At 60.3% G+C, this 18,302-nt stretch carries 18 protein-coding genes; 10 read left to right on the top strand and 8 right to left on the bottom strand.

Annotated elements, in window-relative coordinates; genetic code table 11:
• Positions 1 to 66: 66 nt before the first annotated feature.
• On the bottom strand, positions 67 to 1,443 hold the full coding sequence (locus ACM6I5_RS19635) for a glutamine synthetase family protein (protein WP_017338193.1): 1,377 nt from the start codon (positions 1,441 to 1,443) through the stop codon (positions 67 to 69).
• Positions 1,444 to 1,723: 280 nt separating this feature from the next.
• Here ACM6I5_RS19635 and ACM6I5_RS19630 point away from each other — a divergent pair, with 280 nt between their 5' ends.
• The 5 genes from ACM6I5_RS19630 (at position 1,724) to ACM6I5_RS19610 (ending at position 6,997) form a co-directional block, all read left to right on the top strand.
• Entirely contained in the window at positions 1,724 to 2,485 is a 762-nt protein-coding gene (locus ACM6I5_RS19630) for a gamma-glutamyl-gamma-aminobutyrate hydrolase family protein (protein ID WP_414884458.1), read from the top strand.
• Positions 2,486 to 2,694: 209 nt separating this feature from the next.
• Complete coding sequence (locus tag ACM6I5_RS19625; protein WP_017338191.1) at positions 2,695 to 3,837, top strand: ABC transporter ATP-binding protein; 1,143 nt, start codon at positions 2,695 to 2,697, stop codon at positions 3,835 to 3,837.
• A gap of 29 nt (positions 3,838 to 3,866) precedes the next feature.
• Positions 3,867 to 4,748, top strand: coding sequence for an ABC transporter permease subunit (locus ACM6I5_RS19620; RefSeq protein ID WP_162491080.1), 882 nt, complete (start codon positions 3,867 to 3,869; stop codon positions 4,746 to 4,748).
• On the top strand, positions 4,745 to 5,629 hold the full coding sequence (locus ACM6I5_RS19615) for an ABC transporter permease subunit (RefSeq protein WP_017338189.1): 885 nt from the start codon (positions 4,745 to 4,747) through the stop codon (positions 5,627 to 5,629). The genes ACM6I5_RS19620 and ACM6I5_RS19615 overlap by 4 nt, the downstream gene beginning before the upstream one ends.
• A gap of 270 nt (positions 5,630 to 5,899) precedes the next feature.
• The gene (locus ACM6I5_RS19610) at positions 5,900 to 6,997 is read left to right on the top strand and encodes a polyamine ABC transporter substrate-binding protein (RefSeq protein ID WP_017338188.1); all 1,098 of its coding nucleotides are present in this window, start codon (positions 5,900 to 5,902) and stop codon (positions 6,995 to 6,997) included.
• A 170-nt stretch (positions 6,998 to 7,167) separates the two neighbouring features.
• Here ACM6I5_RS19610 and thpR read toward each other — a convergent pair whose 3' ends face one another.
• Positions 7,168 to 7,707, bottom strand: a complete 540-nt coding sequence (gene thpR, locus ACM6I5_RS19605; RefSeq protein ID WP_414879025.1) for an RNA 2',3'-cyclic phosphodiesterase — start codon at positions 7,705 to 7,707, stop codon at positions 7,168 to 7,170.
• Between the two features lie 60 nt (positions 7,708 to 7,767).
• On the opposite strand from thpR, the gene ACM6I5_RS19600 reads away from it, so the two are divergent.
• A complete protein-coding gene (locus ACM6I5_RS19600) occupies positions 7,768 to 7,962 on the top strand; it encodes a hypothetical protein (RefSeq protein ID WP_017338186.1) in 195 nt (64 codons plus the stop codon).
• Positions 7,963 to 7,977: 15 nt separating this feature from the next.
• Here the strand turns inward: ACM6I5_RS19600 and ACM6I5_RS19595 are convergent, their stop codons facing one another.
• Together ACM6I5_RS19595 and ACM6I5_RS19590 are read right to left on the bottom strand one after the other, a co-directional pair.
• The gene (locus ACM6I5_RS19595) at positions 7,978 to 8,331 is read right to left on the bottom strand and encodes a DUF1428 domain-containing protein (protein WP_017338185.1); all 354 of its coding nucleotides are present in this window, start codon (positions 8,329 to 8,331) and stop codon (positions 7,978 to 7,980) included.
• Between the two features lie 16 nt (positions 8,332 to 8,347).
• Positions 8,348 to 9,415, bottom strand: coding sequence for a hypothetical protein (locus ACM6I5_RS19590; RefSeq protein WP_414879026.1), 1,068 nt, complete (start codon positions 9,413 to 9,415; stop codon positions 8,348 to 8,350).
• 366 nt (positions 9,416 to 9,781) lie between these two features.
• On the opposite strand from ACM6I5_RS19590, the gene ACM6I5_RS19585 reads away from it, so the two are divergent.
• Positions 9,782 to 10,042 carry a hypothetical protein gene (locus tag ACM6I5_RS19585; RefSeq protein WP_084322841.1) on the top strand — a complete coding sequence of 87 codons (261 nt, stop codon included), beginning with the start codon at positions 9,782 to 9,784 and terminating at the stop codon, positions 10,040 to 10,042.
• Positions 10,043 to 10,168: 126 nt separating this feature from the next.
• Here ACM6I5_RS19585 and ACM6I5_RS19580 read toward each other — a convergent pair whose 3' ends face one another.
• Positions 10,169 to 11,059 (bottom strand): LysR family transcriptional regulator, encoded by an 891-nt coding sequence (locus ACM6I5_RS19580; protein WP_414879027.1) that lies wholly within the window; start codon positions 11,057 to 11,059, stop codon positions 10,169 to 10,171.
• Positions 11,060 to 11,193: 134 nt separating this feature from the next.
• Between ACM6I5_RS19580 and ACM6I5_RS19575 the strand changes: the two genes are divergently transcribed.
• Positions 11,194 to 12,639, top strand: a complete 1,446-nt coding sequence (locus ACM6I5_RS19575) for an MFS transporter (RefSeq protein WP_414884457.1) — start codon at positions 11,194 to 11,196, stop codon at positions 12,637 to 12,639.
• A gap of 59 nt (positions 12,640 to 12,698) precedes the next feature.
• Here the strand turns inward: ACM6I5_RS19575 and ACM6I5_RS19570 are convergent, their stop codons facing one another.
• Positions 12,699 to 13,148, bottom strand: coding sequence for a cupin domain-containing protein (locus ACM6I5_RS19570; RefSeq protein WP_414884456.1), 450 nt, complete (start codon positions 13,146 to 13,148; stop codon positions 12,699 to 12,701).
• Between the two features lie 137 nt (positions 13,149 to 13,285).
• Positions 13,286 to 13,672 carry a DUF1801 domain-containing protein gene (locus tag ACM6I5_RS19565; RefSeq protein WP_414884455.1) on the bottom strand — a complete coding sequence of 129 codons (387 nt, stop codon included), beginning with the start codon at positions 13,670 to 13,672 and terminating at the stop codon, positions 13,286 to 13,288.
• 207 nt (positions 13,673 to 13,879) lie between these two features.
• Between ACM6I5_RS19565 and ACM6I5_RS19560 the strand changes: the two genes are divergently transcribed.
• Both ACM6I5_RS19560 and ACM6I5_RS19555 read left to right on the top strand, forming a co-directional pair.
• Positions 13,880 to 15,256 carry a pyridoxal-phosphate dependent enzyme gene (locus ACM6I5_RS19560; protein ID WP_017338178.1) on the top strand — a complete coding sequence of 459 codons (1,377 nt, stop codon included), beginning with the start codon at positions 13,880 to 13,882 and terminating at the stop codon, positions 15,254 to 15,256.
• A complete protein-coding gene (locus tag ACM6I5_RS19555) occupies positions 15,253 to 16,431 on the top strand; it encodes a cystathionine gamma-synthase (RefSeq protein ID WP_414884454.1) in 1,179 nt (392 codons plus the stop codon). Before ACM6I5_RS19560 ends, ACM6I5_RS19555 begins: the two co-directional genes overlap by 4 nt.
• A 161-nt stretch (positions 16,432 to 16,592) precedes the next feature.
• Here the strand turns inward: ACM6I5_RS19555 and ACM6I5_RS19550 are convergent, their stop codons facing one another.
• Entirely contained in the window at positions 16,593 to 17,693 is a 1,101-nt protein-coding gene (locus ACM6I5_RS19550; RefSeq protein ID WP_017338176.1) for a polyamine ABC transporter substrate-binding protein, read from the bottom strand.
• Positions 17,694 to 18,302 lie beyond the last annotated feature (609 nt).

Below are 18,302 nucleotides of genomic sequence, written 5' to 3'. Positions count from 1 at the left end.
CCAAAAGGGAGTCCTTCGGCCTCCAGCGGGAGCAAGCTCCCTCGCCACAGGTTGAATGTCAGCCCATCAAACGGTGTGCAGATACCAGTTGTACTCAAGGTCCGAGATGGAGTTCTCGAACTCGGCCAGCTCGCTTTCCTTGCACGCCACGAATACGTCGATGTACAGCGGGTCGATGTATTTGGCCATGACTTCGCTGTCGTCCAGTTCGCGCAGCGCATCGCGCAGGTTGTTCGGCAGGCTTTGTTCGTTTTGCTCGTAACTGTTGCCTTCCACCGGAGCACCCGGCTCGATCTGGTTGGTCAGGCCGTGGTGAATACCGGCCAGCACCGAGGCCATCAGCAAGTACGGGTTGGCATCCGCACCGGCAACGCGGTGTTCGATGCGCACCGAGTCCGGCGAACCGGTCGGCACACGGACCGCGACGGTGCGGTTGTCGATGCCCCAGCTCGGCGAGTTCGGCACGTAGAACTGCGCGCCGAAACGGCGGTACGAGTTGACGTTCGGGCAGAGGAACGCCATCTGCGCCGGCAGGGTCTCGAGCACACCGCCGATCGCGTGTCGCAGCGCGGCGTTCTGCTCGGGATCCTCGCTGGCGAAGATGTTGTTGCCTTCTTTGTCGAGAATCGAAATGTGCACGTGCAAACCGTTGCCCGCCTGGCCCGGGTACGGCTTGGCCATAAACGTGGTGTCCATCTCGTGGTCGTAGGCGATGTTCTTCACCAGACGCTTGAGCAACACCGCGTAGTCGCAGGCCTTGATCGGGTCATTGACGTGATGCAGGTTCACTTCGAATTGCGCCGGGGCGCTTTCCTTGACGATGGCGTCGGCAGGAATGCCCTGCTCTTTCGCGCCTTCGAGGATGTCTTGCAGGCAATCGACGTATTCGTCGAGGTCGTCGATCAGGTACACCTGAGTCGACACCGGACGCTTGCCCGATACCGGCGAACGCGGCGACTGCGGACGACCGTTCACGTTGTCCTGGTCGATCAGGTAGAACTCGAGTTCGAACGCGGCGCAGATGGTCAGGCCAAGTTCGTCGAACTTGCGCACCACATTGGCCAGCACTTCACGCGGGTCAGCGAAGAACGCCTCGCCCTCCAGTTCGTGCATGGTCATCAGCAACTGAGCGGTCGGGCGCTTCTGCCATGGCTCGATGCTCAGGGTGCCAGGGATGGGGTAGCAGATCCGATCCGAGTCACCGATGTCCAGACCCAGGCCGGTGCTTTCCACCGTAGAACCGTTGATGTCCAGGGCAAACAGCGACGCCGGGAGGTTGATGCCTTTTTCGTAAACCTTATGAAGACTGGTGCGTTCGATGCGCTTGCCGCGCACCACACCGTTCATATCCGCAATCAGAAGGTCGACGTACAAAACCTCAGGATATTTCTTAAGGAATGCGTTTGCTTCGTTGAGTTGAACGGTACGCAGAGGGACCGACATGATGCACCTATTAGCTGTTAATTATTATGTTCACTACCTTGTTGCGAGCCCAGTCAACCCGAACGGCAAAGTGAAGTCAATAGCGAACACCCGGCCTCTCATCCGTTATTTTCGGGCCTTTTTCGGGCACGAGAGTGCCAGATGAACCTTGAACGCCGCGCAAAGACTAGCGATCGGACGTGCGGCGTTTAGAATTTTTTACATGAGAGTTGTTAATTAAAATCAACAAGGCTAAGCTCCGGAAAAGCTCGTTCAAGTGTGAAACTTCGAGGTGATAAAAATGGCATTCAAGCCATTGATCGGCGTTACAGCGTGCGTCAAACAGAGTGGCCTGCACCCCTACCATGTCAGCGGCGACAAGTACTTGCGTGCTGTCAGCGTCGCGGCTTTGGGGCTGCCCGTCGTCATTCCTTCCTTGGGCGAACTGACCGAAATCGATGACCTGCTATCGCAGCTCGACGGCCTGTTGCTCACCGGCTCGCCGTCGAATGTGGAACCCTTCCACTATCAAGGCCAGGCCAGCGCTCCCGGCACGGATCACGATCCAGCGCGGGACGCCACCACCCTTCCCTTATTGCGTGCAGCCATTGCGGCGGGCGTTCCGGTGCTCGGCATCTGCCGCGGCTTCCAGGAAATGAACGTGGCGTTTGGCGGCAGCCTGCATCAGAAGGTGCATGAACTGCCGGGCATGCTCGATCACCGAGAAGCGGACAGCCCCGAGCTGGCGGTGCAATACGCTCCGGCACATGCGGTGACAGTGCAACCGGGTGGCGTGTTCCAAGCGCTGGAGTTGCCGGCCGAGTTCATGGTCAATTCGATTCACAGCCAGGGCATCGACCGCCTCGCGCCCGGCCTGCGCGCCGAAGCGATTGCGCCGGACGGCCTGATCGAGGCGATTTCGGTGGACCACAGCCCGGCCTTCGCCGTCGGCGTGCAATGGCACCCGGAATGGCAGGTACTTTCGAATCCGCCCTATTTGAGTATTTTCCAGGCGTTCGGCGATGCATGCCGGCGACGGGCCGCGCTGCGTAAAACCCGCTGACCCAAAAAACCCATTTACTGCCCCCGCGAGTTTGGCGGGCGTGCCTTTGCACGTCCGTGACTCGCGAAAACAACACACTGCAATAACAACAAGTACGACCCAGGCAGCCAGGACGGCGGCGCCGAATAAGCCCGCCCAGTGCTGGCTTGCAATCAACTATTAAGTCAGGCCGCGTTGGCCCGACGACTGAAACCTGTTGGGAGTTTCACATGGCAAACGCCTCCAGCATTTACAGGAAGGCTCTTGAAGGTCACCCGTCACCGAAAAAGGTGCTGGTGAAAGTCGACCGCGTCACCAAGAAATTCGACGAAACCACCGCAGTGGACGATGTCTCGCTTGAGATTCATCAAGGGGAAATCTTCGCCCTGCTCGGCGGTTCCGGTTCCGGCAAATCGACGCTGCTGCGCATGCTCGCCGGCTTCGAGCGCCCGACCGAAGGGCGGATTCTGCTCGATGGCGTGGACATCACCGACATGCCGCCGTACGAACGGCCGATCAATATGATGTTCCAGTCGTACGCCCTGTTCCCGCACATGACTGTGGCGCAAAACATCGCCTTCGGCCTGAAGCAGGACCGTTTGCCCGCCAGTGAAATCGACGCCCGCGTGGAAGAAATGCTGCGCCTGGTGCACATGACCCAATACGCCAAACGCAAGCCGCATCAACTGTCCGGCGGCCAGCGTCAACGTGTGGCCCTCGCCCGCTCCCTGGCCAAGCGTCCAAAGTTGTTGCTGCTCGATGAGCCGATGGGCGCACTGGATAAAAAACTGCGTTCGCAAATGCAGCTCGAGCTGGTGGAAATCATCGAGCGCGTCGGCGTGACCTGCGTGATGGTGACTCACGATCAGGAAGAGGCCATGACCATGGCCCAGCGCATCGCGATCATGCACCTGGGCTGGATCGCCCAGATCGGCAGCCCGGTCGACATCTATGAAGCCCCGGTCAGCCGAATGGTCTGCGAGTTCATCGGCAACGTGAACGCCTTCGAAGGCACGGTCGTGGAAGACCTTGAAGGGCACGCGATCATTCACAGCAAGGATCTGGAACAGAAGATCTACGTCGGTCACGGCGTCAGCACGTCGGTGCAGGACAAATCGATCACCTATGCGATCCGTCCGGAGAAAATGCTGGTCAGCACCACCCAGCCCGAAAGCCGCTACAACTGGTCCCAGGGCAAGGTGCATGACATCGCCTACCTCGGCGGTCACTCGGTGTTCTACGTCGAATTGCCCGGCGGCAAAGTCGTGCAGTCGTTCATGGCCAACGCCGAACGCCGTGGCGCGCGTCCGACCTGGGACGACAAGGTCTACGTGTGGTGGGAAGACGACAGCGGCGTGGTACTGCGCTCATGAAAACACTCAATCAGCAGTTCATGCGGCTGATGCCGAGTGGTCGAAAGCTCGTCATCGGGATTCCTTTCCTGTGGCTGTGCCTGTTTTTCCTGTTGCCGTTCTTCCTGGTGATGAAGATCAGCTTCTCGGAAGCGGCGCTGGCCATTCCTCCTTACTCCGAGATCTACACCTTCGCCGAACAGAAATTCCAGCTGTTCCTCAACGTCGGCAACTACTTGCTGCTGACCGAGGATGAGTTGTACATCTCGGCTTACTTCGGCTCATTGAAGGTCGCGTTTTTCAGCACGCTGATGTGCCTGGTGATCGGCTTCCCGATGGCCTACGCGATCACTAAAGCGAGCAAGGAAGCGCAGAACGTCTTGCTGCTGTTGATCATGATGCCGACCTGGACCGCGATCCTGATCCGCGTTTACGCGTGGATGGGCATCCTCAGCAACAACGGTTTGCTCAACGCGTTTCTGATGTGGACCGGGCTGACCGATCACCCGATCGAGATCCTCAACACCAACACGGCCGTGTACATCGGGGTGGTGTATGCCTACTTGCCGTTCATGGTGTTGCCGCTGTACGCCAACCTGGTCAAGCACGATCAGAGCTTGCTGGAAGCGGGTTCCGACCTGGGTTCGAGCAACTTCAACAACTTCTGGAAAATCACCGTGCCGCTGGCCAAGAACGGAATCATCGCCGGTTGCATGCTGGTGTTCATTCCGGTGGTCGGTGAGTTCGTGATTCCGGAACTGCTGGGCGGCCCGGAAACCCTGATGATCGGTCGCGTGCTGTGGCAAGAGTTCTTCAACAACCGCGACTGGCCGGTGGCGTCTGCCCTGGCGGTGGTGATGCTGTTGATCCTGATTGTGCCGATTCTGCTGTTCAACCGCAGCCAGGCCAAAGAGATGGAGGCACGGGGATGAAACGCTTCGGATTTTCAAAGTTCATGCTGATTTTCGGCCTGTCGTTTATCTACCTGCCGATGCTGATCCTGGTCATCTACTCGTTCAACGCTTCGAAACTGGTGACGGTGTGGGGCGGCTGGTCGTTCAAGTGGTATGCCGGCCTGCTCGACAACACCCAATTGATGGGCTCGGTGGTGCGCTCGCTGGAAATCGCCTGCTACACCGCGATTGCCGCAGTGGCACTGGGGACGTTGGCGGCGTTTGTGCTGACTCGCGTGACGCGCTTCAAGGGCAGGACGTTGTTTGGTGGCCTGGTCACCGCGCCGTTGGTGATGCCGGAAGTGATCACCGGTCTGTCGCTGTTGCTGCTGTTCGTGGCCATGGCGCAGCTGATCGGCTGGCCACAGGAACGCGGCATCGTCACTATCTGGATCGCCCACACCACCTTCTGTGCCGCCTACGTCGCGGTGGTCGTGTCCGCCCGCCTTCGCGAGCTGGACCTGTCCATCGAAGAAGCCGCCATGGACCTCGGGGCGAAGCCGTTCAAGGTGTTTTTCCTGATCACCATCCCCATGATCGCGCCGTCACTGGCGGCCGGCGGCATGATGTCGTTTGCCCTGTCGCTCGACGATTTGGTGTTGGCGAGCTTCGTGTCGGGGCCGGGGTCGACGACCCTGCCAATGGAAGTGTTCTCGGCGGTGCGCCTGGGTGTGAAGCCTGAGATCAACGCCGTGGCCAGCCTGATTCTGCTCGCCGTTTCGATCGTGACGTTCATGGTCTGGTACTTCAGCCGCCGCGCCGAAGCCAGCCGTAAACGGGCGATCCAGGAAGCGATGGACCAGACCGCCAACGAATCGTGGCAGCAACCGAAAAAGCAAATGGTAGAAGCGACGGTTTAGTGCCGTTGCTGAAGCGGTCAGTGAACACCAAACCTGTGGCGAGCGAGCTTGCTCGCGCTGGGTTGCAAAGCGACCCCGAAAAATCCGGAAACCCTGCCAATTTTGTGAGTGCTACGCACTCAAGCGGGAGCAAGCTCCCTCGCACAGGAGTTTTGTTTACTCCACAGGTTTTGTGTTGACTCCACGGGTTTTGGGTTTGCTGCAAAGGTTTTATGTTCACTGCATTTTTGCTGTGTGATTTTGAATAAAAAGAGAATTGGAGTTGTACCGATGAAAATGTTTGGCAGGACTCTGCTGACACTGTCCTTAATGGGCGCAATGGCCACTGGCGCCCAGGCCAATGACAAGGTTCTGCGCGTCTACAACTGGTCCGATTACATCGCCCCGGACACCGTCAAGAAATTCGAAGACGAGACCGGCATCCGCGTGACCTACGATGTATTCGACAGCAATGAAACCCTTGAGGCACGCCTGCTCGCGGGCAAATCCGGCTACGACATCGTCGTGCCGTCCAACAGCTTCCTGGCCAAGCAGGTCAAGGCCGGCGTCTATCAGGAACTGGACAAGTCGAAGCTGCCGAACTGGAAAAACCTCAACCCGGTCCTGCTGAAAAACGCATCTGCCAGCGACCCGGATAACGCTCACGCCTTCCCGTACATGTGGGGCTCGATCGGCATTGGTTTCAACCCGCAGAAGGTCAAGGAAGTGCTCGGCGCCAACGCCCCGACCAACTCCTGGGACTTGCTGTTCAAACCGGAAAACGCGGAAAAACTGAAAGCCTGCGGCATCAGTTTCCTCGATTCGCCGACCGAGATGCTGCCCGCGGCTTTGCACTATCTGGGTTACCCGGTGAACTCGCAGGACAAGGCGCAGATCGCCGAAGCGGAAGCGCTGTTCATGAAGATCCGGCCGTCGGTGGCGTACTTCCATTCGTCGAAGTACATCTCCGACCTGGCCAACGGCAACATTTGCGTGGCGGTCGGTTACTCCGGCGACGTGTTGCAAGCCAAGGCCCGCGCGCAGGAAGCGGGCGACAAGGTGAAGATCGACTACAGCATTCCGAAAGAAGGCGCCGGCAGTTTCTACGACATGGTCGCGATCCCGCGGGATGCGGCGAACGTCGAGAACGCCTACCTGTTCATGAACTTCCTGATGCGCCCGGACATCATCGCCGAGATCACCAACAACATCGGCTACAGCAACGCCAACGCAGCGGCGACGCCGTTGGTGGATGAAGCGATTCGCAATGATCCGGGCTCGTATCCACCGCTGGCCGTGATGGCGACGTTGTATGCGATTCCTGACATGCCGATCGGGGTTCAGCGGGTGATGACCCGGGGCTGGACGCGGGTGAAGCTCGGGAAGTAAAAAATATTTGTGATCACCCCGGAGCAAGCCCGCTCCCACAGTTTGATCCGGGATGATCACTCGTTTTCCGTTCACGCAGCGCCTTACCACCGCTGCACTCCTCTCTGACGAACGGCCTCACCTGGCTTCCTCGGTTCAGGTGAATTTGGCGCCCTCCTCGGGCGCCTTTTTTATGCCGGAACCAACGGCCATTCGGCCAGCGCCCGATAGCGGCCCTTGTGGGATTCAAACAAGACGAACCGGTCCGCCCGCAGAAAAAACTCCGGCGGCGTAGCCGATTCAGGCACCGGCGCCCGATAGTCGCGCATCAACGTCAGGTGTGGCCGGAACTCCTTCGGCGTCTCCTCAAAACCGAACGGCAACATCGCCTGCTCCAGCGCATACACCAGCCGCAACAACTCCGGCGGCGCTTGCTCCGGCGCGAGAACCAGCACCCCTGCCCTGCGCCAGACATCCAGCCGATCCAGCGCCACTCGCAACGCCACACCGGGAACACGCACCTTCGCCGCCGCCACGCAGATCTCGGCAATCTGCGCTACGCCAACCGCGCCCAGAAACAGCAACGTCAGGTGAAAGTTTTCCGCCGGCACCGGGCGCCCAAGGCGCAATTGCAGCGCACTGCGCCACTGGGCGATGGCCTTGCGTTGCTCGGGCGGGCAGCTCAACGCGAAAAACAGCCGTTTGACCGGCTCCGGGGTTTCGTCGCTCACACCTGGCACCTCCTGACATGCACGTTATAGTTGAACCAACCGAATCTACGGGACGGGGCCATGCGAGAAATCATCAGCAAAGAGCCATGGTGGGCCATGCCACCGCAACCGGGTCAGGATGAGTCAGAACTGGAATGGGGCTGGCTGGTTCACTATAGCGAAGGTGAACCGCGTTTCGAATTCGTCAGGGAGCGACCGACGGACAGCGAGATCCAAAATCGAAAAAGTTGCAGGATCACCCCCGCGTCGGAGTGATCCCGTGATTGATGCTCAAGCCTTCACGATCATTTCAAAACCACCGAACACCAGGCGCTGCCCATCGAACGGCATCGGATTGACGTCCGGCTGCATGCGCGGATCGTTCATGAGTTTTTCCATCCCGGCGTCTCGGGTTGCCTTGTCCGGCCAGATGATCCAGGAAAACACGACGGTTTCGTCTTCCTTGAGTTTCACCGCCAGCGGAAACGACGTCACCTTGCCGTCGGGCACATCGTCACCCCAGCATTCGGCGAGGCTCAGCGCGCCGCTTTCCTTGAAAATGGCCGCAGCGGTTTCGGCGTGTTTCTTGAATTTTTCGCGGTTGGCGGTGGGTACGGCGGCGAGGAAGCCATCAACGTAGGACATGGTCGTTCTCCTTGGGTTATGGGTCGTTCTGCGGGTTAGTCGGTTGGGGCGGACTCCAATCGACCGTGTCGCCGTCCGAACCGACCGACGGTACTTCGGCACTCCCCGCCAGATTGCCCTCGATCTGACTGGCCATGTACAACGTCCCCGCCATCACACCAGTGGTCGGGTTCTGCACCATTTTTATCCAGGCTTTGTCGAACGTATTGCCCAGACTGCTGCGAATCAGCGCCTCGCTGTCCGGCCGGTCGCTGGCCTGAATCAACGCGCGAATCCCCGCCACGCCCAGAGTAATCAAGCCTCCTGCGAGCTTGCCCGCCGCTGCGGACACCGCGCTGGCGGCACCGCGCGGGGCCATTTCGGCTTCCATCCGCTGGCTCGCGCGCTTGGCCACGGGTGCCATGGCGGTGTCGGTCGAATCAACGCCCTTGCTACCGCCGGCCTTGTGGATCTTGTCGATCAGCGCCGCGTAAGCCGGCAACGTGTTCAGCGGCTGGGTGTGCACGACCTGGTACAGCGTCGCATCCCGTGCGGGCGGCGGACCCAGGGCGATGGCCGGGATTTTCTGGATACGGCCATTGAGCTGGGCCATGGGGACGCCGTGGCGCTGGGAGATTTTTTGCAGTTCTTCCTGAAGAATATCCACGTAGAACACCGTGGCCAGGCCGAGGATCTGGTCGGGATCAATCTCGACCGCGACCGGGGCCAGCACACGTTTCTGGTATTGCTCCAGCAGATAGGCTGCCAGGCGCTTGGACGAAGCATCCTGCTCGCCCTTTGCGCTGAGGGAGTACCAGCTGACCTTCATCGACAGCCATTCCTGGGTCCAGTAGCTGCTGAACCAGGGAATGAAATTTTCTTCGGTGAGTTGATAGACGCGGGTGCGCCAGTAATCCATGGCGCCACGGGAGTAGATTCTTGCCTGTTCGGTGGCGGACCGGGACGCGGCGATGATGTCCCGATCTACCTGCTGCCAGGTGCTCTGGGAAATGATCACCGGCGGCGCTGGTGCCGGGGCGCGCGCAGGCATGGCGCATCCCGCCAACACCAGCAGCACGGCGACGATCAGCGAACGCAGGTTCAAGATCGCATGTCCTACAGTCTTCCCGTGAACAGGTTATTCGGGGGTTAAGGCACCCTGATTTGAGTATAGGCGTCGGTGAGGGCCTGCTCTGCGGTTGATGGTGTTGCTGAGTGCCTCATCGCTGGCAAGTCCGCCATGAGGCACTCAAGAACACCACAAAAACCGACCATCACTTCCGTCGATATTCACCATCGCCGCGAATGCCTTCCGCTCGTGAACCGTCAGCGTAGGATCAACCTCAACCCGACACAGAACCCCGAACCGGAGGGGCAAAATCATGTTGATCCATCTGCTGACCTGCCTGGCCCTGACAGCCTTCACGCTGACCGTTTTTTCGTGGTACGTCCTGACCGAGGAGCGCACATCATGATCCACACCGTCACCCTCGCCGTGAGCTTTCCGGTGTTCGGCAACAACTACTACTCGCAGCAGGTCGTTTCGCGCAAAGTGCTGTCGCTGGTGTTCGACAAGAATTTCGAAGCGCTGCTGATGCCGGCCGCCGCCAACCACTTCAGCAACGAAGTAGTCGGGCTCAACGATCAGTTCCGCTTTTTGAATGATGTGCTGGCCGAGCACCTGCTGGATGCCGAACTGGCCCAACATTCCTCCCGTTCGTTCACTTTTTGAGTACGGCCCATCAGTGCCATCCGTGCATCGGCCGGCACGTCGGCCTGAGGGAAGTTCAGGCTCCATAGGGAACACATGGCTTCCTCATCAGCGCCACTTGAGTCCATTTTCCATTTGAAGAACGCGCTATTGCGCACAAACCTCACGAACACACCCGCGTAACCATCGGTGCACCGGATCGGCATCCAGCCGGGGGTGCCAAAGCATGGCGACGGTGAATTCCGCCAAGGAAAACGGCAGCGCAAAGCTGTGCATGCCCGCCCGCAGGTTTTCGGTGTGCCGCTCAGGAACGGTAGCGATCAAGTCAGTGGCGCGGGCGAGCGCCAACGCAGTGGAGAAACCGGCAACGATGGTCACGATCTGCCGCTCCAGTTGCAACGTCACCAGCGCTTCATCGACCGGCCCCTTGTCGAGCCCACGCCGCGAAACACTGATGTGGCCGCCCGCCGCGTAGCGTTCCGGGGTGATCTCGCCCTGGCTTAGCGGGTGCCCCGTACGCACCACGGCGATAAAACGGTCGCGAAACAAACCCTGCGTACGCAGCTCGGGCCCGGCGGCCCTCCCCACCACACCGGTTTCCAGATCAACGCTCCCGTCACGCAGCGACGTGCTGTCCTTGTCAGGTTTGTGCATGAAGCACAGACGCACGCCAGGCGCTTGTTCGACGAGGCGTTCAATGAGCGGCGCGCCGAAGTTCTCCACAAACCCCTCGCTGGTGCGCAACGTGAAAGTGCGCACCAGTTGTTTCAAGTCAGGCTGCTGCGCCGGACGCAACACCGCCTCGGCGTCCTGCACTAGCTGGCTGACCCGCTCGCGCAGTTCCAGCGCCCGCGGCGTGGCGACGAGCCCTCGCCCGGCCCTGACCAGCAACGGATCGCCCGTGGTTTCACGCAAGCGCGCCAACGCCCGACTCATCGCCGAAGGGCTCAACCGCAAGCGTTTCGCCGCACGCGCCACGCTGCCCTCGGCGAGCAGCACATCAAGGGTGATCAGCAGATTGAAATCAGGATTGGACATGGCTCGCCCCGCGACAAAGTGAGATGGCGTTGAACGCACGAATAAAGTGCAAAGCATGCGCCTTCCGCCATGTTAGGTGCTGGCGTAGATTTCTGACAGCTCCGCTTTGGGAGTGCCAGATCAAGAGAGACAGAATGAAGCCGACTATTGCCCTCGTAGACAACGCACCACAGACACCCTCCGTGCGTTGGGCGCTGATCAGCCTGTCGCTGTCGATGCTGCTGTCGTCGCTCGGCACCAGCATCGCCAATGTGGGGTTGCCGACGCTGGCGCAGGTGTTCAACGCGACGTTCCAGGAAGTGCAGTGGATCGTCATTGCTTATCTGCTGGCGATCACCACGCTGATCGTCAGCGTCGGTCGGCTCGGTGACCTGATCGGGCGTCGACGCTTGCTGCTCGGCGGCATCGGCGTGTTCACCCTGGCCTCGGCACTGTGCGCTTGTGCTCCGACACTGGGCATGTTGATTGGCGCCAGGGCCCTGCAAGGGCTCAGCGCGGCGATCATGATGGCGCTGACCATGGCCTTCGTCGGCGAAACGGTAGCGAAGGACAAAACCGGCAGTGCCATGGGTTTGCTCGGAACGATGTCGGCGATTGGCACCGCGATGGGACCGTCGCTCGGCGGTCTGCTGATTGCCGGTTTCGGCTGGCGGGCGCTCTTCCTTGTCACCGTGCCCTTGGGCCTGATGACGTTGCTGCTCGCACGTCTTTATCTACCCGCCGACAGCCAGAGGCCAGCCACCGGGCGTGCCCGTTTCGACATGTGGGGCACCCTGGTGTTGGCGCTGACGTTGGCGGCGTATGCGCTGGCCATGACCCTCGGCCGCGGCCATTTCGGGCTGTTCAATATGGGTTTGCTGTTGGCCGCGGGGGTCGGCGTGGGGCTCTTCGCGTTCGTCGAGACACGAGTCGCTTCGCCGTTGATTCGACTGGCGATGTTTCGCAACCCGGTGCTGAGCGGCAGCCTGGCGATGAGCACGCTGGTGGCGACGGTGATGATGGCGACGCTCGTGGTCGGGCCGTTTTACCTCGCCCATGGACTTGGACTGGAAGCGGTTGTGGTGGGACTGGTGCTGGCGGTCGGGCCGTGTGTCGCGGCGTTGACGGGGGTGCCCGCTGGCCGGATCGCCGACCGTTTCGGCGCACAACGGATGACGGTCGCCGGGCTGATCGCGATGGCCGTCGGCTGCCTTGCACTGTCGGTGTTGCCACGGACAATCGGCATCGGCGGTTACGTTGTGCCTATGGTGGTCATCACACTCGGCTATGCGGTCTTCCAGACGGCCAACAACACCACGGTCATGACCGATGTTGCGCCAGACCAGCGCGGTGTTGTCTCGGGCATGCTCAACCTGTCGCGCAATCTCGGACTCATCACCGGAGCCTCCGCGCTGGGCGCCGTGTTCGCCCTTGTCTCGCAGGCAGCCGACATCGCCACCGCGCAACCCGAAGCCGTAGCCCACGGAATGCGGGTCACCTTCGCGGTAGCGCTGGGGCTGATCGTGGTTGCGCTTTGTGTAGCGCCGACTCGACCACCAGCAATCGACCGCCCTCCTCAACCCACCACAAAACCTCTGTAGGAGCTGCCGCAGGCTGCTCCTACAGAGGGATGTGTTGGCTCTTGCGGATTCAGCGGGTCTTACTGTTTGATCACAACCAGCGGTTCGCCTTTCTTCACGATGTACGTCGCCAGTTCGGAGCCGGTTTTTGTCCCGACGTTCTTCGCGATATGCGCGACGCCAGCCGGGATGTACAGCGAGTCACCGGCCTTCAGCGTGACCGGAGGCTGCCCTTCCAGTTGATATTCGAACGTGCCGTCGATGACATAAGCCACTTCCACGCCTGGATGGGAGTGGTTGGGTGACGAGACGCCCGGATCAATATCAACCCGAACCTGGATCACTTCGCGACCGTCGACGTCGAGATCCTTTTTCAGAAGATCGGTGCGATGAATCCCTGTCTGCCAGCTTTTTGCAGGGGCTTTCACTTCTTCGGCCTGAGACACGCCGGAGAACGCAGCGAGTGCGGCGGTGGTGACAACAGCGACACCGAGCATTTTGACAGCGTGACGAGCATTGATGCGGTACATGGCGTTTCTCCGGTTATACCGTTGTGGTGCCCTCATTAGGCCGCCGCCGTGTATCCCGTACGTGTCGTGGACGCCATGGATTTGTAAGCGAAGATAGCTGTGGGCGCGGCGGATACTTAGGGATACAAACGGCCAACTCATCTGGAGGTGTTGAGCACCACTGCCGCACGAATCAGCGCCTTGAGCGCCTGCTCATCAATCGCATCGCCCTCATGCAGATCAATCGCCCGTCGGGTGTTTCCCTCAAGGCTGGCGTTGAAGAGGCCCGAGGGATCGTCCAGCGAGGCGCCCTTGGCGAAGGTCATCTTCACGGCGGTCTTGTACGTCTCTCCCGTGCAGATGATCCCGGCATGCGACCACACCGGCACGCCTCGCCACTTCCATTCCTCGACCACGTCGGGGTCTGCCTGCTTGATGATCGCCCGGATGCGCGCGAGCGTCTCGCCCCGCCAGTCATCCAATTCCTTGATTCGGGTGTCGATCAGCGCAGAGGCCGATTCGCCGCCGCTGCTTTCCTTCTTCATGGTGCTCGCTCCTGTGCAACAAGGGTCGAATCAGTATTGCCGACTTGCGCAATCTCTCCAGGCGCAACGTGACCGGCTGGCCGCACAAGGTTGCGAGTGAGGCAATCGCGGCCTATGGTCCAAGCGATGCATTGTTGGCAACGGAGGCGCGAGGACGTGCTGCCGGTTGCCGTCCTTCAGTGCGAATACCCGCGAAGAGGTGACAACATGCTGAACGATTCCCGCCCTGCCGTGCTTGAACTGATTGGCAACACGCCGCTGGTGCGCGTCAGCCGTTTTGATACCGGCCCGTGCACGCTGTTTCTCAAGCTCGAATCGCAGAACCCCGGCGGCTCGATCAAGGACCGCATCGGCCTGGCGATGATTGACACCGCCGAGCGCGATGGTCGGCTCAAGCCCGGTGGCACGATCGTCGAAGCCACGGCCGGCAACACCGGGCTCGGCCTGGCGCTGGTCGGCCGCGCCAAGGGTTATCGAGTGGTGTTGGTGGTGCCGGACAAGATGTCCACCGAGAAAGTCCTCCACCTCAAGGCCATGGGCGCCGAGGTGCACATCACCCGCTCCGACGTCGGCAAGGGCCATCCCGATTATTACCAGGACGTCGCGGCGCGGCTGGCGCTGGACATTCCCGACGCATTCTTCGCCGACCAGTTCAACAACCCCGCCAACCCGCTCGCCCATGAGTGCAGCACCGCGCCGGAGATCTGGGCGCAGACCCAGCATGACGTGGATGCCATCGTCGTTGGTGTCGGTTCGGCCGGCACGCTGACCGGGTTGACCCGATTCTTCAAGCGCGTGCAGCCGGATCTGGAAATGGTGCTGGCCGATCCGGTCGGTTCGGTAATGGCCGAATACAGCCGCAGTGGCACCATGACCACACCCGGTTCGTGGGCCGTGGAAGGTATCGGTGAAGACTTCATTCCGTCGATTGCCGACCTGTCCAGCGTGCGCCACGCCTATTCGATCAGCGACGAGGAAAGCTTCGACCACGCCCGCCAGTTATTGCGCGCCGAAGGCATTCTCGGCGGTTCTTCGACCGGCACCTTGCTGGCCGCGGCGCTGCGTTATTGCCGCGAGCAAACCGAGCCGAAGCGCGTGGTCAGTTTCGTCTGCGACACCGGCACCCGCTACCTGTCGAAGGTCTACAACGACCAGTGGATGAACGATCAAGGGCTGCTGGCACGCAAACCTTATGGCGATCTGCGCGACGTGATCGCGCGGCGGTTCGAGGATGGCCGGGTGATCAGCGTCGGCCCGGACGACACCTTGCTCACGGCATTCCAGCGCATGCGCCTGGCGGATGTGTCGCAACTGCCGGTGCTGGTGGACGGCAAGCAACTGGTCGGTGTGATCGACGAATCCGACATTCTGCTGGGCATGGCGGAAGATCCTTCACACTTCCGCTTGACCGTGGCCAGCGCAATGACCGACAAAGTGGAAACCCTGCCAGCCAGCGCCAGCATGGCCCAGCTGCAGACCGAACTCGATCGCGGACTGGTGGCAATCATCGCCGACGCGTCGGGCTTCCATGGCCTGATTACCCGCGTCGACCTGCTCAATCATTTGCGGAGATCCCTTGCATGAGTCAACACGATGAAAACGCCGCGCCGCGCGCCTTCGCTACTCGGGTGATCCACGCCGGGCAGGCACCGGACCCGACCACCGGCGCATTGATGCCGCCGATTTATGCCAACTCCACCTACCTGCAACAGAGCCCCGGCGTGCACAAGGGTTTCGACTACGGTCGCTCGCACAACCCGACGCGCTTTGCCCTCGAGCGCTGCGTCGCCGACCTGGAAAGCGGCACCCAGGCCTTCGCGTTCGCCTCGGGGCTGGCGGCGATCTCCACCGTGCTGGAGCTGCTCGACGCCGGCTCGCACATTGTCTCTGGCAATGACCTGTACGGTGGCACCTTCCGGCTGTTCGACAAGGTGCGCAAACGCAGCGCCGGCCATCGTTTCAGTTTCGTCGACCTGACTGACCTCGCGGCCTTCGAAGCGTCCTTGCAGGACGATACGCGGATGGTCTGGGTCGAGACGCCGAGCAACCCGTTGCTGAGCCTCACGGACCTTACCGCCGTCGCACGCATCTGCCGCGCGCGCGGTATCATTTGCGTGGCCGACAACACCTTTGCCAGCCCGTGGATCCAGCGGCCGCTGGAGCTGGGTTTCGACATCGTGCTGCACTCGACGACCAAATACCTCAACGGCCACTCCGACGTGATCGGCGGCATCGCCGTGGTCGGTCAGAACCCCGAACTGGCGGAACGCCTGGGCTTTTTGCAGAACTCGGTGGGTGCGATCGCGGGACCGTTCGACGCCTTCCTGACCCTGCGCGGCGTGAAGACCCTGGCGCTGCGCATGGAGCGACACTGCAGCAACGCGCTGGAACTGGCGCAATGGCTGGAACGTCAGCCGCAGGTGGCGCGCGTCTACTATCCGGGCCTGCCGTCACACCCCCAACATGAATTGGCCAAGCGGCAGATGCGCGGTTTCGGCGGAATGATTTCTGTCGATCTGAAAAGTGATCTGGCCGGCGCCACGCGCTTCCTCGAGAGCGTGCGTATCTTCGCCCTGGCCGAGAGTCTGGGCGGCGTGGAAAGCCTGATCGAGCACCCGGCGATCATGACCCACGCCACCATCCCCGCCGACACCCGCGCACAACTTGGGATCGGCGACGGGTTGGTACGATTGTCGGTGGGGGTTGAGGATGTCGAGGATTTGCGTGCGGACCTGGCTCAGGCGCTGGCGCGGATCTGAACAACGGAGGGGCATCCAAACCTTTGCGCAATCTCGCAAAGGTTTACTGTTCACACTTAGGCTCGCGTGCACACGTGTGTGGCAAGGGGATTTATCCCCTCGCCACAGGTTTCTTTCCCGCCTGAAGATTTACTCAAGTGAACAGCATCAGTGCCTGTGCGTTATTTGTCGGATTTGATGCTGGTCCAGACCCGCGTACGAACCCGTTCGAGTTTTTGCGGCAACGGCTGCACCACGTAAAGTGTTTTCAACGCTTCGCTGGTCGGTGTCAGGTTCGGGTTGCCGGTGATCTCTTTGTTGATCAGCGCAATCGAGTCCTTGTTGGCGTTGGGGTAGCCGAGGAAGTCACTGATCGGGGCGATGACTGTCGGGTCCAGCAAGGTGTTGAGAAATTCGTGGGCTTCTTCAACGTTCTTCGCGCTTTTCGGGATGGCGAAGGTATCAAACCAGATCGGCGCACCTTCCTTCGGCAAGCGCCAATCGACCACCACGCCGTTGCCCGCCTCCTTGGCGCGATTGCCGAACTGGTAAAAGCTGCCGGAGTAGCCGATGGCGACGCAGATATCGCCGTTGGCGATGTCGGTCATGTACTTGGCGGAGTTGAAGTAGGTGACGTAAGGCCGGATTTTCAGCATCAGTGCCTTGGCTTTTTCGTAGTCGTCCGGGTTCTGGCTGTTAGGGTCCAGGCCCAGGTAGTGCAACGCCAGCGGCAGGATTTCCGAAGGTGAGTCGAGCATCGCGACGCCGCAGGATTTGAGCTTCTCCATGTTCTCCGGCTTGAACACCAGGTCCCAACTGTCCACCGGCGCATTCTCGCCCAGCGCGGCCTTGACCTTGGCCGGGTTGAAGCCGATCAGCACGGTGCCGTACATGTAAGGCACGCCGTATTGATTGCCGGGGTCGTTCTTGTCCAGCAACGCGAGCAGTGCCGGGTCCTGGTGCTTCCAGTTCGGCAGTTTGGACTTGTCGAGCTTCTGGAACACTCCGGCCTTGATCTGGGTTTCGATGAACTGGTTGGACGGCACCACCAGGTCATAGCCCGAGTTACCGGTGAGCAACTTGGCTTCCAGCGACTCGTTGGTGTCGAAGGTGTCCCAGGTCACTTTGATGCCGCTTTTCTCGGCGAAGTCCTTGGGCACGGACGGCAGGATGTAATCCGCCCAGTTGTACACCCGCAGTTCCCGCTGTTCGGCGTGCACGGCGCTGGCCAGCAGCGTCAGCCCACACACGGTGGCGCCCAGTATGCGTTTCATCGTGACCATGAATGAATTCCCCAAGTGTGTCGCTCGTTGGTTTTTATGTTCTGTGCACGGCAGGACTTGAAAATTGCCAAGGGCAAGGAAAACGGGATTCTTGTTGTGATGTTGTCAGCGTGCTGGAACAGCAACGCTGCTTCGATTCTTGCTGACGAACTGGGCAGTTCATAGTGCGAGGTCGGCCAAAAGGGGATCGAAATGGCCAATATCGGTGTCCGCTTGATCTGGTCGTTAGTGGGGGCTTTGTTCCCCTGAAACATAGAATCTCCCACAGGGAGCTGCGGTGTTTTGCGGAGACAATGACGAAAACGACAAAGCCCGCACAAGGCGGGCTTTGGGATTCGAGTAGGTGGCCGGTGCTGGTCTCCGGCTTACAAGGTTTATCAGGATTCTCACAGAACAGTTTTGTGCTCTTCTGCTTCACACGGCATAAGGGCTGGATCTCAGCGCGGAGATCTTTCTAACCGTGTACCCTTCGGAACGCGCCCCACGTGTCCTTGCCATCCGTTTGCGCATCAGTCTGCGTCTTCACCTACATGTTCAATAGTAGCCCACCGTCAGCCGTGCGGAACGGTATTTTTAGATCGATTTGATCCGCCACGAAGCCCGGCAGGA

The sequence above is a fragment of the Pseudomonas sp. IT-P171 genome (genome assembly GCF_949767765.1).
In the GTDB taxonomy this organism is placed as follows: domain Bacteria; phylum Pseudomonadota; class Gammaproteobacteria; order Pseudomonadales; family Pseudomonadaceae; genus Aquipseudomonas; species Aquipseudomonas fluorescens_B.
Note: the sequence above shows the minus strand (reverse complement) of the source record. Positions and strands in the feature narration are given on the sequence as shown.

Coding starts and splice junctions, on each gene's coding strand:
- ACM6I5_RS19625 (WP_017338191.1), top strand. CDS start 2,695: ATGGCAAACGCCTCCAGCATTTACAGGAAGGCTCTTGAAGGTCACCCG.
- ACM6I5_RS19560 (WP_017338178.1), top strand. CDS start 13,880: ATGCTGAACGATTCCCGCCCTGCCGTGCTTGAACTGATTGGCAACACG.
- ACM6I5_RS19600 (WP_017338186.1), top strand. CDS start 7,768: ATGCGAGAAATCATCAGCAAAGAGCCATGGTGGGCCATGCCACCGCAA.
- ACM6I5_RS19630 (WP_414884458.1), top strand. CDS start 1,724: ATGGCATTCAAGCCATTGATCGGCGTTACAGCGTGCGTCAAACAGAGT.
- ACM6I5_RS19585 (WP_084322841.1), top strand. CDS start 9,782: ATGATCCACACCGTCACCCTCGCCGTGAGCTTTCCGGTGTTCGGCAAC.
- ACM6I5_RS19565 (WP_414884455.1), bottom strand. CDS start 13,672: ATGAAGAAGGAAAGCAGCGGCGGCGAATCGGCCTCTGCGCTGATCGAC.
- ACM6I5_RS19635 (WP_017338193.1), bottom strand. CDS start 1,443: ATGTCGGTCCCTCTGCGTACCGTTCAACTCAACGAAGCAAACGCATTC.
- ACM6I5_RS19555 (WP_414884454.1), top strand. CDS start 15,253: ATGAGTCAACACGATGAAAACGCCGCGCCGCGCGCCTTCGCTACTCGG.
- ACM6I5_RS19620 (WP_162491080.1), top strand. CDS start 3,867: ATGCCGAGTGGTCGAAAGCTCGTCATCGGGATTCCTTTCCTGTGGCTG.
- ACM6I5_RS19595 (WP_017338185.1), bottom strand. CDS start 8,331: ATGTCCTACGTTGATGGCTTCCTCGCCGCCGTACCCACCGCCAACCGC.
- ACM6I5_RS19550 (WP_017338176.1), bottom strand. CDS start 17,693: ATGGTCACGATGAAACGCATACTGGGCGCCACCGTGTGTGGGCTGACG.
- ACM6I5_RS19610 (WP_017338188.1), top strand. CDS start 5,900: ATGAAAATGTTTGGCAGGACTCTGCTGACACTGTCCTTAATGGGCGCA.
- ACM6I5_RS19570 (WP_414884456.1), bottom strand. CDS start 13,148: ATGTACCGCATCAATGCTCGTCACGCTGTCAAAATGCTCGGTGTCGCT.
- ACM6I5_RS19580 (WP_414879027.1), bottom strand. CDS start 11,059: ATGTCCAATCCTGATTTCAATCTGCTGATCACCCTTGATGTGCTGCTC.
- ACM6I5_RS19615 (WP_017338189.1), top strand. CDS start 4,745: ATGAAACGCTTCGGATTTTCAAAGTTCATGCTGATTTTCGGCCTGTCG.
- ACM6I5_RS19575 (WP_414884457.1), top strand. CDS start 11,194: ATGAAGCCGACTATTGCCCTCGTAGACAACGCACCACAGACACCCTCC.